The following is a 13,226-nucleotide window of genomic DNA, read 5'->3' on the forward strand; positions in this document are numbered from 1 at the left end:
AAGGTCGTTGTGTTGGGGATGAGCCTCTCCTCCCTTCTCCGGGTCGTCGACTCCCAAAAGCGCCGTCGCTCCGCCGCTCTTCCCCAAGACGATGCCGGCCCCCGGCCCCGGGACCGGCGGCCGGGACGGCCACTCCTCAGCCCGCTCCCCGCGGACCCGGGTGCGCCGGGAGGTCCTCATGGCCGCTCCGAGGGCTCGGGGTGGGGGCGTCGACGATGACGACGACCAGGGCCCGCGGACCGTGCACGCCCTCGACCCGGGTGAGTTCGATGTCGCTGGTCGCGGACGGGCCGGAGACGAAGGTCAACGGCCGGCGCGGGTCGAGGCGGGCGAGTGCCCCGGGGACGTCGTCCACGATCTGCTCCGCGCGCACGATGCACAGGTGGTAGTCGGGCACGAGGGTCAGGGCGCGCCGGCCCTGGCCCGGGCCGGTGTCCAGGACGACGGTGCCGGTGACGGCGATGCCGACGGCGGCGAGGGTGACGGCGCCGTCCAGGGCGTCCAGCGCGGGGACGTCCAGGGGCTCCCGGTGCCACTCCCGGTCGCCGGAGGGCAGCAGGCCGTCCGGAAAGCCGTCGGGCACCGCCAGCCGCAGGGCGCCGCCTGCGGTGAGGGCGGCGTCGATCGCTCCGGGCAGTCCGGCCGGGTCGGTCCGGACGACGGTGGCGCGGTAATCGGCGACCCGCTCGGCGAACAGCGCCACCAGGTCCTCGCCGTCGGCGTGACCGCGCCGGTAGTCGCGCGGGACGGGCAGGTCCTCCGGGCCCTCCTCGGCGGGGACGTCGGCGAGCGCGGCGCGGATGCGGCCGAGGACGGCGTCCCGGGTGTTCGCCGCTTTCGTGTTCGTCACTGCCCCTCCCGGTTCTTGCGCCACCAGGAGCGGAAGGACTCGGCGGGTGGCGCCGGGGTGTCCCGCGCCGCGGACCAGCCGCTCAGCGGGCCCGGCAGCCGGCCGATCCGGCCGCCCCGGGCCAGCGCCCGGCCGCCGAGCGAGGCCGCCCGCTGGGCGGCACCGAGCAGGGCGGGGGAGCCGAGGACGGCGGCGGCGGCCCTCATCGCCAGTGCCTCGCCGGTGGGCAGGCCGCCCGGTCCGCGCTTGGCCTCGACGGCCGAGGACCGCAGGTGCACCAGCAGCTTCGGGATGTCGATCTTCACCGGGCAGGCGTCGTAGCAGGCCCCGCACAGGGTGGAGGCGAAGGGAAGGGAGGCCGCACTGCTTTCGACGTCACTGGCCACACCGACGAGTTGTGGGGTGAGCACGGCGCCGATCGGCCCGGGGTAGACCGAGCCGTAGGCGTGTCCGCCGGTGCGCTCGAAGACCGGGCAGACGTTGAGGCAGGCGGAGCAGCGGATGCAGGCCAGGGCCTGGCGGCCGACGGTGTCGGCGAGGGTGTCCGTGCGCCCGTTGTCGAGCAGGACGAGGTGGAACTCAGACGGTCCGTCGGCCTCCGTGGTGCCGCTCCAGGTGGAGGTGTAGGGGTTCATCCGCTCGCCGGTGGAGGAGCGGGGGAGCAGCTGGAGGAACACCTCCAGGTCCGCCCAGGTGGGGACGACCTTCTCGATGCCCATCACGGTGATCAGGGTCTCGGGCAGGGTGAGGCACATCCGGCCGTTGCCCTCGGACTCCACCAGGACGACGGTGCCGGTGTCGGCGACCGCGAAGTTGGCGCCGGAGACGGCGACCTTGGCGCGCAGGAACTTCTGCCGCAGGTGCCGCCGGGCGGCCTCGGCGAGCGCGGCGGGGTCGTCGGTCAGCCCCTCGGGGGCCGGCTGCCCCCAGTCGCCCATCCGCTCGGCGAACAGCTCGCGGATCTCGGTCCGGTTGCGGTGGATCGCCGGGACCAGGATGTGCGAGGGGCGGTCGTCGCCGAGCTGGACGATGAGCTCGGCGAGGTCGGTCTCGTAAGCGGTGATGCCGGCCTCGGCGAGCGCCTCGTTGAGGCCGATCTCCTGGGTCGCCATGGACTTGACCTTGACCACCTCCGCCTCGCCGGTGGCCCGCACCAGTTCGGTGACGATGCGGTTGGCCTCGGCGGCGTCGGCGGCCCAGTGGACCGTCCCGCCGGCCGCGGTGACCTCCTCCTCCAGGCGCACCAGGTGCCGGTCGAGGTGGCGCAGGGTCCGGGTCTTGATCGCGTCGGCGGCGGTGCGCAGGGCCTCCCAGTCGTCCAGCTCCGAGGCGACGGCCAGGCGCTTGTCGCGGATGACGGTCGTGGCGTGTTTCAGGTTGGCCCGCAGCCGGGTGTTCCCGAGGGCCTCGCGGGCGGCGTCGGGGAAGGACGGCGAGCCCAGCCAGACCACCCCGCGTCCGGCCGGGGCGGTCACGGCCGCACTCCTTCGGTGGCGGCGAGGATCTCGGCCAGGTGCATCGTCCGTACCCCGGCGGCCTGCCGGGAGAGCCCGCCGCCGATGTGCATCAGACAGGAGTTGTCGACCGTGCACAGCACCTCGGCCTCCGTCTCCCGCACCGCCCCGACCTTGTCGGCGAGCATCGCGCCGGAGGTCGCGGCGTTCTTGAGGGCGAAGGTGCCGCCGAAGCCGCAGCAGGAGTCGGCGGCCGGGAGCTCGACCAGGTCGAGGCCCTCGACCGCGCGCAGCAGCCGCCGCGGCCGGTCGCCGAGCCGCAGTCCGCGCAGCGAGTGGCAGGTGGGGTGGTAGGTGACGCGGTGCGGGAACCGGGCGCCGACGTCCGTGACACCGAGGACGTCGGTCAGGAACTCGGTGAACTCGTGGATCCGGGGAGCCAGTTCGGCGACCTGGCGGCGCAGCTTCGGGGGGCTGTACTGCTCCGCGAGGACGGGGTGGTGCTCCCGGACCAGCCCGGCGCAGGACGCGGACGGGGTGACGACCGCGTCGTAGTCGGCGAAGGTCCGGGTGAACCGGGCCATCATCGGGACGGCCTCGGTACGGTAGCCGGTGTTGACGTGCATCTGCCCGCAGCAGGTCTGCTCCTGCGGGAAGTCCACGGTGTGGCCGAGCCGTTCGAGGACGGTCACCACGGCGCGGCCGGTCTCGGGGAACATGGTGTCGTTGAAGCAGGTGATGAACAGCGCGATGCGCATCAGTGCGCCTCCTGCGGGGCCGGGACGTCCGGCGGCAGCAGCCCGCGCTCCTTGAGGTCCGCCCACAGCGCGTCCGGCACGCGGTGCCGGAGCATGGTGGCGGCGTCCCGCGCCTCGGCGGCGCTGCGGGTGCCGACCAGGACGCTCGCCACGGCGGGGTGCCCGAACGGGAAGCGCAGCGCCGCGGCGCGCAGCGGTACGCCGTGCTCCTCGCAGACGGCCTTGAGGTCGAGGGCGCGGGTGAGCAGTTCCTCGGGCGCGGCGGCGTAGTCGAAGGTCGCGCCGGGGCGGGGGTCGGCGAGCAGACCGGAGTTGAAGACGCCGCCGATCACGACGCCGACGCCGCGTTCGGCGGCCAGTGGCAGCAGGTCGGTGAGTCCGCGCTGGTCGAGCAGGCTGTAGCGGCCGGCCAGGAGGACGGTGTCGAGGTCGGTTTCGCGGATGAACCGGGCGAGCAGCTCCGCCTGGTTCATTCCGACACCGATCGCGCCTACCGTCCCTTCGGCGCGCAGCCGGGCCAGCTCCGGATAGGCCTCGGAGATCGCCTGGTCCGCGTGCTCGTCGGGGTCGTGCAGGTAGACGACGTCGATCCGGTCCAGCCCGAGCCGTTCGAGGCTGTCCTCGATCGAGCGGCGGACGCCCACGGCGCTGAAATCCCAGACCCGGCGGTGGGTGGCGGGGACGGCGAAGCCGTCGGCGAGGTCGTCGCCCTCGGGCTCCGGGACCGGTCGCAGCAGTCGGCCGACCTTGGTGGAGAGGACGTACTCGTCCCTGGGGCGGCCGCGCAGGGCCTGTCCGAGCCGACGCTCGGACAGGCCCAGGCCGTAGTGCGGGGCGGTGTCGAAGTAGCGCACCCCCGACTGCCAGGCGGTGGCGACGGCTGCTTCGGCTTCGGCGTCGGTGACCGGGGTGAACAGGTTGCCGATGCCCGCCGCACCGAAGGCGAGTTCACCGACCTCCACCTTGCTGCGCCCCAGGGGACGACGGCGGCGCGAGGTCATGATCCAGCCTCCGTCCGCAGCCGCAGGTTCGCCATTCCGCCGTCGACCTGGAGGGTCGCGCCGGTGGTGCTGCCGGCGGCCGGGGAAACCAGGTAGGCGATGGCGGCCGCCACCTCGTGGGGGGTGACCAGGCGTCCGTGCGGCTGACGGGCGTTCAGCGCGGCACGTTCGGCGGCCGGGTCGTCGGCGGCGTCCAGCAGCCGGCCGACCCACGGGGTGTCCACGGTACCGGGGCTGACGCAGTTGACCCGGATGCCCTCGCGGACGTAGTCGGCGGCCATGTGCAGGGAGAGCGAGTGCACGGCGCCCTTGCTCGCCGCGTACAGCGCGCGCTGCGGCAGACCGGTGGTGACGCAGATCGAGCCGAGGTTGACCACCGAGGCCCGGGCCGACCGGCGCAGGTGCGGGAGGGCGGCCCGGGTGGTGCGGACGACACCGAGCAGGTTGACGTCGAGGACGCGGTGCCACTGCTCGTCCGGATTGTCCTCGATGGTCCCGATCGCGCCGATGCCCGCGTTGTTGACCAGGACGTCTATCCCGCCGAGGGCCTCGGCCGCCGCCCCGACGGCACCGGACACCGAGGTGTCGTCGGAGACGTCGGCGGTGAAGCCGAGCAGCGGCTCCGGCACCGCCGACGGGTCGAGGTCCAGGACGGCCACCCGGGCGCCGCGTTCGGCGAGCAGGGTGGCCGTGGCCAGCCCGATGCCGGAGCCGCCGCCGGTGACGACCGCGGTGAGTCCGTCGAGTTCCGGGACCGTCATGCGGTCGCCTCCTTCAGTGCCGGCTCCTCGGTCGGGAAGGAGCCGTGGTGGTGGGTGTCCGGGGAGACCCGGTCGTCGTAGGTGTCGACTGCGTTCATCCGCGCCGTGGTTGCGGACGAGGAGGCGCCCCTCACGCGTCGCGGAAGGTCTGGCGCTGGGTGCCGAGGCCTTCGATGGTCAGCTCGACGGTGTCGCCCGCGCGCAGGTAGGGAGTGTCGGGCAGGCCCAGGGCCACGCCGGCCGGTGTGCCGGTGTTGATGACGTCGCAGGGGCGCAGCACCATGTACTGGCTCAGGTACCAGACCAGGTAGTGGACGTCGAAGACCATGTTCTTGGTGCTGCCGTCCTGGCGCGGCTCGCCGTTGACGGTCAGGCGCAGTCCCAGGTTCTGCGGGTCACCCACCTCGTCCGGGGTGACCAGCCAGGGGCCGAGCGGGTTGAAGCTCTCGCAGGACTTGCCGATGTCCCACTGGGCGGAGAACTCCAGTTGGAACTCGCGCTCGGAGACGTCGTTGCTGATCGCGTAACCGGCGATGCACTCCGCCGCCTCCGCGGGGTCGGTGAGGTAGCGGGCCTCCCGGCCGATGACGACGGCGAGTTCCACCTCCCAGTCGGTCTTCACCGAGCCGCGCGGGATCAGCACGGGGTCCAGCGGGCCGACGACGGTGGACGGGTCCTTCATGAAGACCACCGGTCGCTCGGGGACGGCCGCGCCGGTCTCCTCGGCGTGGTCGCGGTAGTTGAGGCCGATGCAGACCACCTTGCCCGGACGGGCGACGGGTGCCCCGACCCGAAGACCGGCCGGGTCGATGGCCGACAGTGAACCCTCCGTCAGCGCGGCGCGGACCCGGTCGATCCCGCCGGAGGCGAGGAAGGGGCCGTCGATGTCGTCGGTCAGGCCGGTGAGGCCGAAGGTCGTGCCCTCCTCGTCGCGGACGGCAGGCGTCTCCGCTCCGGGCTCGCCGAGTCGCAGCAGCTTCATCTGGTGGCTCCCATCAACACATCGGTGTATCCGCGGTGCCATGACCATATGAGGCCCGAACCGGCGCCCGCAAGGATTCCTCCGATGTTTACTCGTCGAACGTGCCGCCGGCAGAGTGCTGGGCCGATCAATTGGCTGGACTTCTCCCGCGTTCGCGAATTCCGGTTCAGAATCGTCCGAGCTTTTTTCGGTCCGGGGATCCCGGTGGAGGCGCGTGCCGGGGCCGGGGGTGAACTGCCGAGTGCGACAGGGGCGTTACGGCAGGCCGAGGGTCTGGGCGCACCAGATCGTCTTGCCGCTGGTGGTGTGCCGGGTGCCCCAGCCCTGGGTGAGCTGGGCGACGAGCATCAGGCCTCGGCCGCCCTCGTCGAAGATGCGCGCCCGGCGAAGGTGCGGGGCGGTGGCGCTGCCGTCGGAGACCTCGCAGATCAGCGAGGTGTCGCGGATCAGGCGCAGCCTGATGGGTGGTTGACCGTACTTGATCGCGTTGGTGACCAGCTCGCTGACGACCAGTTCGGTGACGAACGCCGTCTCCTCCAGGCCCCAGGCGGCCAGTTGGTCGGCGGCCAGCTGCCGGGCGCGCGCCACCTGTGTGGGGTCGGGCTCGATGTCCCAGTCGGCGACGTGGTCGGGGTCCAGCGCGCGGGTGCGGGCGAGCAGCAGGGCCGCGTCGTCGGTGCGGTGCTCCGGCAGCATGGCCTTCATCGCCGTGTCGCAGAGCGCCTCCAGCGAGGCGGCCGGCTCGCCCAGGAGCCGGAGCAGGTCGGCGGCCCCCTGCCCGCCGTCGCGCTCGCGGTTCCGCACCAGGCCGTCGGTGTAGAGCGCGAGCAGACTGCCTTCGGGCACCTCGATCTCGGTCGCCTCGAACGGCAGCCCGCCGACGCCGAGCGGCGGACCCGGCTGCGCTGCGATCGGGGTGCTGGTGCCGTCGGGTGAGATGACCAGCGGCAGCGGATGGCCCGCGCTCGCCAGGGCGCAGCGCCGGGAGACCGGGTCGTACACGGCGTACAGGCAGGTGGCGCCGGTCTCGCCGGTGGGCTCGAAACAGCCTTCGGGTCGGTCGTCGTCGGGGAGGTGGAGGACCAGGTCGTCCAGGTGGGTGAGCAGTTCGTCCGGCGGCAGGTCCACGTCGGCCAGGGTGCGGACCGCCGTGCGGAGCCGGCCCATGCTGGCCGAGGCGTGCACGCCGTGGCCGACGACGTCGCCGACGACCAGGGCGACCCGCGCGCCGGACAGGGCGATGACGTCGAACCAGTCACCGCCCACGCCGACGCCGGCCCCGGCGGGAAGGTAGCCGGAGGCCACCTCGATCGCCCCGTGCTCGGGCAGTCGCTGCGGCAGCAGACTGCGTTGCAGGGTCAGTGCGAGGGCGTGCTCGCGGGTGTACCGGCGGGCGTTGTCGACAGCGACGGCGGCCTTGGCGGCCAGTTCCTCGGCGAGGATCAGGTCGTCGGCGGTGAAGGCCTCCGGCCGGTCGCGGCGGGCGAAGGCGACGACGCCGAGCACGGTGCCGCGGGCCAGCAGCGGCACGGTGATCCGGCCGGTCAACCCCTGCGCGGCGATGGACCGGTCGATCAGCGGAGTACCTGGCGGCCAGTGGGCGGGGTCGGCGGCGAGACCGGGACCGAATGCCCATTCGCCGCCCTCGTCGGGCTCGGCGGCGAGCTGAGCCAGGGACCTGCCGGTGGACATGCAGCGGGCGACGACGGAGCCGGGCGCGTAGCCGACCGGCACCACCGGTGCGAGGGGTCCGTCGGGGTCCTCCTTCGCGCTGTTCCGGGCGGCGCGGACGAGCGTGACGGTGCCGCCGGCGGCGACCGCGGCGGAGGCGGGCGGCTCCTCCCCGCGCAGGACCTCGTCGAAGAGGTCGACGGTGACGAGATCGGCGAAGCCCGGCACGGGGGCTTCGGCCAGTTCGCGGGCGGTGCTGACCACGTCCAGGGCCCGGCCGATGCCCCGGGTGGCCTCGTTGAGGATGAGCAGGCGCTGGCGGGCCCAGTACTCGGCGCTCATGTCGAAGCCCCAGTTGGCGACCGCGCGCACCGTGCCGTCGGCGTCCCGGACGGGCCAGATGCTGGTGGCCCAGGCATTCGCGTAGGCGCTGCCCAACGGCTTGAAGATCGTGATCAGGCGCGCGGGCTCGCCCGTCCTGGCCACCTCGGAGAGCTTGTCGGTGTACGGGACCCCCTCCAGCTCGGGGAACAGTTCGCGGTACTGCTCACCGCGGATCTGCTCCTCCGTGTGCGCGATCACCCGGCACGCGGCGGCGTTCACCCAGAGGAACCGCAGTTCGGGGTCGTAGACCCCCAGGGCGAACGGGCACTGCTCGAAGGCCCGGTCGGCGATCACCGGGCGGCGGTCCCAGCGCTGGAAGGTCAATGCACGACCGAGTGGCCGCCCGTCGGCGCCTCCGAGCAGGTGGGCCGTCACCACGGCGTCCATCCTGGAACCGTCCCGGCGGCGCACCGTGACCGACGTGGAGCCGGGGCCGCCTTCCCCGGGACCGTCGTTCCCGGGGAAGGCGGGCGGGGGATCGATCAGGAAGTCGGCCACCGGGCGGCCGACGGTCTCCTCCGCCGTCCAGCCCAGCAGCAGCACCCCGCCCTCGCTCCAGCCGGTCACCACGCCGTCCGGGTCGACCACGACAACGGCTGTGGGTGCGTCCCGCTCGCCAGTCGTCTCCACGCGCGCCTCCGTCCGGGAAGCCGGGCGCGCCGGACGGGGGGCCGGCGCCTGGCTCCAGGCTATGTCGGGCTTGTACGACCCGCGCCCTCGGCCGGAGGACGGGCGGGGATCACGGCAGGATGACCAGCTTCCCGCGGGTACGGCCGGTACGGCTGGCGTCGAAGGCCTCACCCGTGCGCTCCAGCGGGAACGTCTCGGCGACCTCGACGGTCAGTGCGCCGCGCTCCACCACGGCCGCGAGCTCGGCCAGCTTCGCACCGTCAGGGCGGACCCAGATCCAGTGGCCGCCGTGCTGAGTCACTCCCGGGTCGGCGACGGAGATGTGCCGCCCGCCGTCGGCGAGCACGGCCAGGGTCGTCTCCAACTGGCCGCCGACGAAGTCCGCGACGGTCGAGACGCCGTCGGGTGCCAGCGCGCGCACCCGCTCGGTCAGGCCGTCGCCGTACGTCACCGGTTCGGCGCCCAGCTTGCGGAGATACGCGTGGTTGCGCTCCGAGGCCGTGCCGATCACCCGGGCCCCGAGGTCGCGGCCGAGCTGCACCGCGAGGCTGCCCACGCCGCCGGCGGCCCCGTGCACCAGGAGCACGTCGTCAGGGCCGACCGCGAGCCGCTCCAGGCTGCGCTGGGCGGTGAGGCCGGCCAGCGGCAGCCCGGCGGCCTGGGCCCAGTCGAGCCCGGCGGGCTTGCGGGCCACCGCGGGCGCGGCGACCGCGACGTACTCGGCGAAGGTGCCGGCCTGCACCACGTCCTTGCGGGCGTAGGCCATCACCTCGTCCCCCGGGGCGAACTCGGGCGTGTCGGGGCCGGTGCGGGTGACCACCCCGGCGACGTCCCAGCCCGGGATGGCGGGGAAGACGGTGTCCATCATGGCGTCCAGGCCGCCCGCCATGACCTTCCAGTCGACCGGGTTGACGGAGGCCGCCTTGACCTGGATCAGCACCTGGCCGGGGCCGACCTTCGGTTCGGGCACCTCGCCGTACTGGAGTCGGGAGTTGTCCGGGGCGTACGAGTCATAGGTCACCGCGCGCATGAATCGACCTCCATGGATCCGGGTTGCGGCCTCGCGCACCGCCCCCGGGCGGGCGGGCGCCGTCGGCCACGCTATGCCGGGCGCGCGCGCCCGGCACGCCCGCACGGCCGTCGGAGCGGTGCCGTGTCGGGCCGGTGCGGGGCCCGGCACACCCGTGGGTGCGCCGGGCCCCGGCCTCCGCGCGACGTCAGTCCAGTCCGCCGCGACCGATCACCCCTGCGTACCACTGGGCGCTGCTCTTCGGGGTCCGGACCAGGGTGTCGTAGTCGACGTGGACGATGCCGAAGCGCTTGTCGTAGCCGTACGCCCACTCGAAGTTGTCGAGCAGGGACCAGAGGAAGTAGCCGCGGACGTCCGCGCCGGCGGCGATCGCGTCGGCGACGGCGTCGAGGTGGCCGCGCAGGTAGGCGGTGCGCTCGGGGTCGTGGACGGTGCCGTCGGGCGCGACGGTGTCCTGGAAGGCGGCGCCGTTCTCCGAGACCAGCAGGGGCAGGCCGAACTCGCGGTGCATCGCGAGCAGGCAGTCGGACAGCCCGGTCGGGTCGATCGGCCAGTCCATGGCGGTGAGGTCGTCGTTGGCGCGGTGGAAGGCGACGTCCTCGGCGCCCGGCCAGGGCGAGGCCGTGCCGCCGCCGTGCCCGTCGTCCCGGGGGAGCGCCTGGCCGGGCGCCGAGGCGGAGACGACGGTCGGGTTGTAGTAGTTGAGGCCGAGCAGGTCGATCGGGCGGGAGATCTCCGCGAGGTCGCCGTCGTGGACCAGGGCGTCCCAGTCGACCAGGTGGGCGGTGTCCTTGAGGAGGTCGTCGTCGTAGCGGCCCTTGAGCATCGGGCTGGTGAAGATCCGGTTGCCCACGGCGTCGATCCGGCGGACCGCCTCCAGGTCCTCCGGGCGCTCGCTCAACGGCCGCACGACGTGCAGGTTGAGCGAGACGGCCAGCTGGGCGGCGGCGGGCAGCGCGGCCCGCAGGGCGCCGACGGCCAGGCCGTGGCCGAGGTTGAGGTGGTGGGCGGCGCGCAGCGCGTCCGCCGGGTCGGTGCGGCCGGGGGCGTGGACGCCGGCGCCGTAGCCGAGGAAGGCGCTGCACCAGGGCTCGTTGAGGGTGGTCCAGGTGGACACCCGGTCGCCGAGCGCCTCGGCGACGAGTCCCGTGTACTCGGCGAAGCGGTACGGGGTCTCCCGGGCGGGCCAGCCGCCGCCCGCGGCGGAGCCGTCGACCGGCGGGGTCTCCAACGCCTGCGGGAGGTCCCAGTGGTAGAGCGTGGCCACGGGGGTGATGCCGTGGCCGAGCAGCTCGTCCACCAGCTCCCGGTAGAAGTCCAGGCCGCGCTGGTTCGCGGGGCCGCGTCCGGTGGGCTGGACGCGGGGCCAGGCGATGGAGAAGCGGTAGGAGGTGAGGCCGAGGTCGGCCATGATCCGGACGTCCTCGCGGAAGCGGTGGAAGTGGTCCACCGCGGTGTCGCCCGTGTCGCCGTTGGCGACCTTGCCGGGGATGCGGCTGAAGGTGTCCCAGATCGAGGGGGTGCGGCCGCCCTCGGTGACGGCGCCCTCGATCTGGTAGGCGGCGGTGGCGGTGCCCCAGGCGAAGCCCGGCGGGAACGCGCGTCGGGTGCGGTGGTTGTCCGGTGAGACCACGGTCATGACAGAAGGACTCCAATGAATGCGGTGGGGTGGACGGTGGGCATCGACCTGATGGGCCGTCAACCCTTCAGCGCGCCCTGGGTGATGCCGCCGACGATCTGCCGTCCGAAGACGGTGAAGACCAGGAGCAGCGGTACGGTGCCGATGAGCGCGCCGGCCGTGATGACGGACCAGTCGGTCGACCAGCCGGTGCCGAGTCCGGCGAGGGCGACCTGGACCGTGGGGTTGATGGCGCCGTTCATCGCGATGACGGGCCACAGGAAGTCGTTCCACGACTGGACGAAGGTGAGCATGCCCAGGACGGCCATGGCGGGCCGGGCGATCGGCAGGACGACGTGCCAGATGACGCGCAGCGAGTTGGCGCCGTCGACCCTGGCCGCCTCCAGGAGTTCGGTGGGCAGGGCCTGGGTGAGGTACTGGCGCATGAAGAAGACGCCGAAGGCCGTCACCAGGGAGGGCAGGATCAGGGCGCCGAGCTGGTTGCCGAGCCCCAGGTGCCGCATCAGGATGAACAGCGGCACCACGCTGACCTGGGCGGGCACGGCCATGGTGGCGACGACGAGGGCGAGCATGGCGCCCCGGCCGCGGAAGCGCAGCTTGGCGAACGCGAAGCCGGCCAGGACGGCGAACGCCACCGTGCTGACCGCGACGGCGCCGGCGACCAGGGTCGAGTTGAGCAGCGCGACGCCCATGCCGCGCGCCCCGGCGTTGTCCCACGCGTAACCGATGTTGTGGAACAGGTTCGACCCGGGCACCAGCGGCGGGGGTGTGGCGACCACCCGGTGGCCGTCGGTCGACGCCGCCACGAGGGTCCAGTACAGCGGGAACAGCGAGGCGAGGGCGACCAGGGTCAGCGTCGTCAGCGCGAGCGGCCCGGCCCGGTGCTGGTCGCCCGCGCCCGGGGAGCGCAGCCGGCTCCGGCGCGCGATGGCGCGCGGGGCCGGGGAGTCGGGGGCGGGGGTGGTGGTCATGTCGTCGTCCTTCTCGGTCACTTGGCGGAACGCAGGCGGCGGGCGATCAGCGTGTTGGCCAGGCCGACCAGCAGGAGCAGGACGAACATCAGCCAGGCGACGGCTGAGGCGCGGCCGAGCATGCTGTAGTGGAAGCCCTGGTCGTACATGAAGACGCCGAGCGTCTCGTACTGGTGCTGGGTGCCGCCCTGGTGGCCGCTCTGGCCTCCGAACAGGTAGGGCTCGCCGAAGAGTTGGGTCGCTCCGATGAACGAGACGACGACGGTGAACAGGATGGTGGGCCGCAGTTCGGGGATCGTGACGTTGCGGAACTGCTGCCAGCGGTTGGCGCCGTCGATCGCGGCGGCCTCGTACAGCTCGCGGGGGATGGCCTGCATCGCGGCGAGGTAGATCAGCGCGTTGTAACCGGTCCAGCGCCAGATGACGATCACCGAGATGGCGAGCTGGGAGCTCCAGGTGCCGGATTCCCAGCTGACCGGCCCGATGCCCACCAGCCCCAGCAGCCAGTTGGCCATGCCGCCCTCGGGGCTGAAGATCAGGGCGAAGACGAGCGTGGCGGCCGCCACCGAGGTCGCGTACGGCGCCAGCAGCGCCGTGCGGAAGAAACCACGGGCCGGGAGGCGGTAGTTGAGCAGGTGGGCGAGGCCGAGCGCGATCAGCAGCTGCGGGACGGTGGACAGCAGGCCGAGGGTGATCGTGTTGCGCAGGGCGTGCCAGAAGAGTTCGCTCGGCTGCCCGAACAGCAGGTCGGCGTAGTTCTGGAGACCGACCCAGTCCGCCTGGTCCACGTTGTAGAGGCTGACCTGGTGCAGGGAAAGCCAGCCCGTGTAGACCAGAGGGAAGAGCCCGAAGACCGCGAACACCAGGAAGAAGGGCGAGACGAACACGTAGGGCGAGACCTTGTGGTCCCAGCGGTGCAGTCGGCTGCGCAGGCCCGTCGGCTCTCCGGTGCGCTTCGGCGGGCTCGCGCCGGGTGGCGGTTCGGCCGGGTCGCTTCGGTGGGTGCGGGTCGAGGTGGCCACAGGTTCCTCCGTGCCGGGGCGACGGCCGGGCGGGCCGTCGGGTCGCTCTGGACTGGACTTGGGTTCGGTCTCG

11 protein-coding genes are annotated in these 13,226 nt (G+C 73.1%); all 11 read right to left on the bottom strand.

Features of this window, described 5'->3' with window-relative positions:
• Nucleotides 1-136: 136 nt before the first annotated feature.
• On the bottom strand, nucleotides 137-850 hold the full coding sequence (locus tag ACZ7BZ_RS27370; RefSeq protein ID WP_470360648.1) for a LutC/YkgG family protein: 714 nt from the start codon (nucleotides 848-850) through the stop codon (nucleotides 137-139).
• Nucleotides 847-2,325, bottom strand: coding sequence for a LutB/LldF family L-lactate oxidation iron-sulfur protein (locus ACZ7BZ_RS27375; protein WP_470360649.1), 1,479 nt, complete (start codon nucleotides 2,323-2,325; stop codon nucleotides 847-849). Before ACZ7BZ_RS27375 ends, ACZ7BZ_RS27370 begins: the two co-directional genes overlap by 4 nt.
• Nucleotides 2,322-3,062 (bottom strand): (Fe-S)-binding protein, encoded by a 741-nt coding sequence (locus ACZ7BZ_RS27380; RefSeq protein ID WP_470360650.1) that lies wholly within the window; start codon nucleotides 3,060-3,062, stop codon nucleotides 2,322-2,324. Before ACZ7BZ_RS27380 ends, ACZ7BZ_RS27375 begins: the two co-directional genes overlap by 4 nt.
• Entirely contained in the window at nucleotides 3,062-4,063 is a 1,002-nt protein-coding gene (locus ACZ7BZ_RS27385; RefSeq protein ID WP_470360651.1) for an aldo/keto reductase, read from the bottom strand. The genes ACZ7BZ_RS27380 and ACZ7BZ_RS27385 overlap by 1 nt, the downstream gene beginning before the upstream one ends.
• A complete protein-coding gene (locus ACZ7BZ_RS27390) occupies nucleotides 4,060-4,824 on the bottom strand; it encodes an SDR family NAD(P)-dependent oxidoreductase (RefSeq protein ID WP_470360652.1) in 765 nt (254 codons plus the stop codon). The genes ACZ7BZ_RS27385 and ACZ7BZ_RS27390 overlap by 4 nt, the downstream gene beginning before the upstream one ends.
• 130 nt (nucleotides 4,825-4,954) lie before the next feature.
• The gene (locus ACZ7BZ_RS27395; protein ID WP_470360653.1) at nucleotides 4,955-5,806 is read right to left on the bottom strand and encodes a fumarylacetoacetate hydrolase family protein; all 852 of its coding nucleotides are present in this window, start codon (nucleotides 5,804-5,806) and stop codon (nucleotides 4,955-4,957) included.
• A 255-nt stretch (nucleotides 5,807-6,061) separates the two neighbouring features.
• The gene (locus ACZ7BZ_RS27400) at nucleotides 6,062-8,491 is read right to left on the bottom strand and encodes a SpoIIE family protein phosphatase (protein WP_470360654.1); all 2,430 of its coding nucleotides are present in this window, start codon (nucleotides 8,489-8,491) and stop codon (nucleotides 6,062-6,064) included.
• Between the two features lie 109 nt (nucleotides 8,492-8,600).
• Nucleotides 8,601-9,521 carry an NADP-dependent oxidoreductase gene (locus ACZ7BZ_RS27405; protein ID WP_470360655.1) on the bottom strand — a complete coding sequence of 307 codons (921 nt, stop codon included), beginning with the start codon at nucleotides 9,519-9,521 and terminating at the stop codon, nucleotides 8,601-8,603.
• Between the two features lie 187 nt (nucleotides 9,522-9,708).
• Entirely contained in the window at nucleotides 9,709-11,160 is a 1,452-nt protein-coding gene (locus ACZ7BZ_RS27410) for a GH1 family beta-glucosidase (protein ID WP_470360656.1), read from the bottom strand.
• 59 nt (nucleotides 11,161-11,219) lie between these two features.
• Entirely contained in the window at nucleotides 11,220-12,131 is a 912-nt protein-coding gene (locus ACZ7BZ_RS27415) for a carbohydrate ABC transporter permease (protein ID WP_380453573.1), read from the bottom strand.
• 17 nt (nucleotides 12,132-12,148) lie between these two features.
• The gene (locus ACZ7BZ_RS27420) at nucleotides 12,149-13,153 is read right to left on the bottom strand and encodes a carbohydrate ABC transporter permease (protein WP_470360657.1); all 1,005 of its coding nucleotides are present in this window, start codon (nucleotides 13,151-13,153) and stop codon (nucleotides 12,149-12,151) included.
• Nucleotides 13,154-13,226 lie beyond the last annotated feature (73 nt).

It is taken from the genome of Kitasatospora sp. NPDC036934 (assembly GCF_055608425.1).

Bases quoted from the DNA above. Each gene is read 5' to 3' on its own strand.
- ACZ7BZ_RS27395 (WP_470360653.1), bottom strand. From the start codon at position 5,806: ATGAAGCTGCTGCGACTCGGCGAGCCCGGAGCGGAGACGCCTGCCGTC.
- ACZ7BZ_RS27410 (WP_470360656.1), bottom strand. From the start codon at position 11,160: ATGACCGTGGTCTCACCGGACAACCACCGCACCCGACGCGCGTTCCCG.
- ACZ7BZ_RS27405 (WP_470360655.1), bottom strand. From the start codon at position 9,521: ATGCGCGCGGTGACCTATGACTCGTACGCCCCGGACAACTCCCGACTC.
- ACZ7BZ_RS27390 (WP_470360652.1), bottom strand. From the start codon at position 4,824: ATGACGGTCCCGGAACTCGACGGACTCACCGCGGTCGTCACCGGCGGC.
- ACZ7BZ_RS27385 (WP_470360651.1), bottom strand. From the start codon at position 4,063: ATGACCTCGCGCCGCCGTCGTCCCCTGGGGCGCAGCAAGGTGGAGGTC.
- ACZ7BZ_RS27380 (WP_470360650.1), bottom strand. From the start codon at position 3,062: ATGCGCATCGCGCTGTTCATCACCTGCTTCAACGACACCATGTTCCCC.
- ACZ7BZ_RS27415 (WP_380453573.1), bottom strand. From the start codon at position 12,131: ATGACCACCACCCCCGCCCCCGACTCCCCGGCCCCGCGCGCCATCGCG.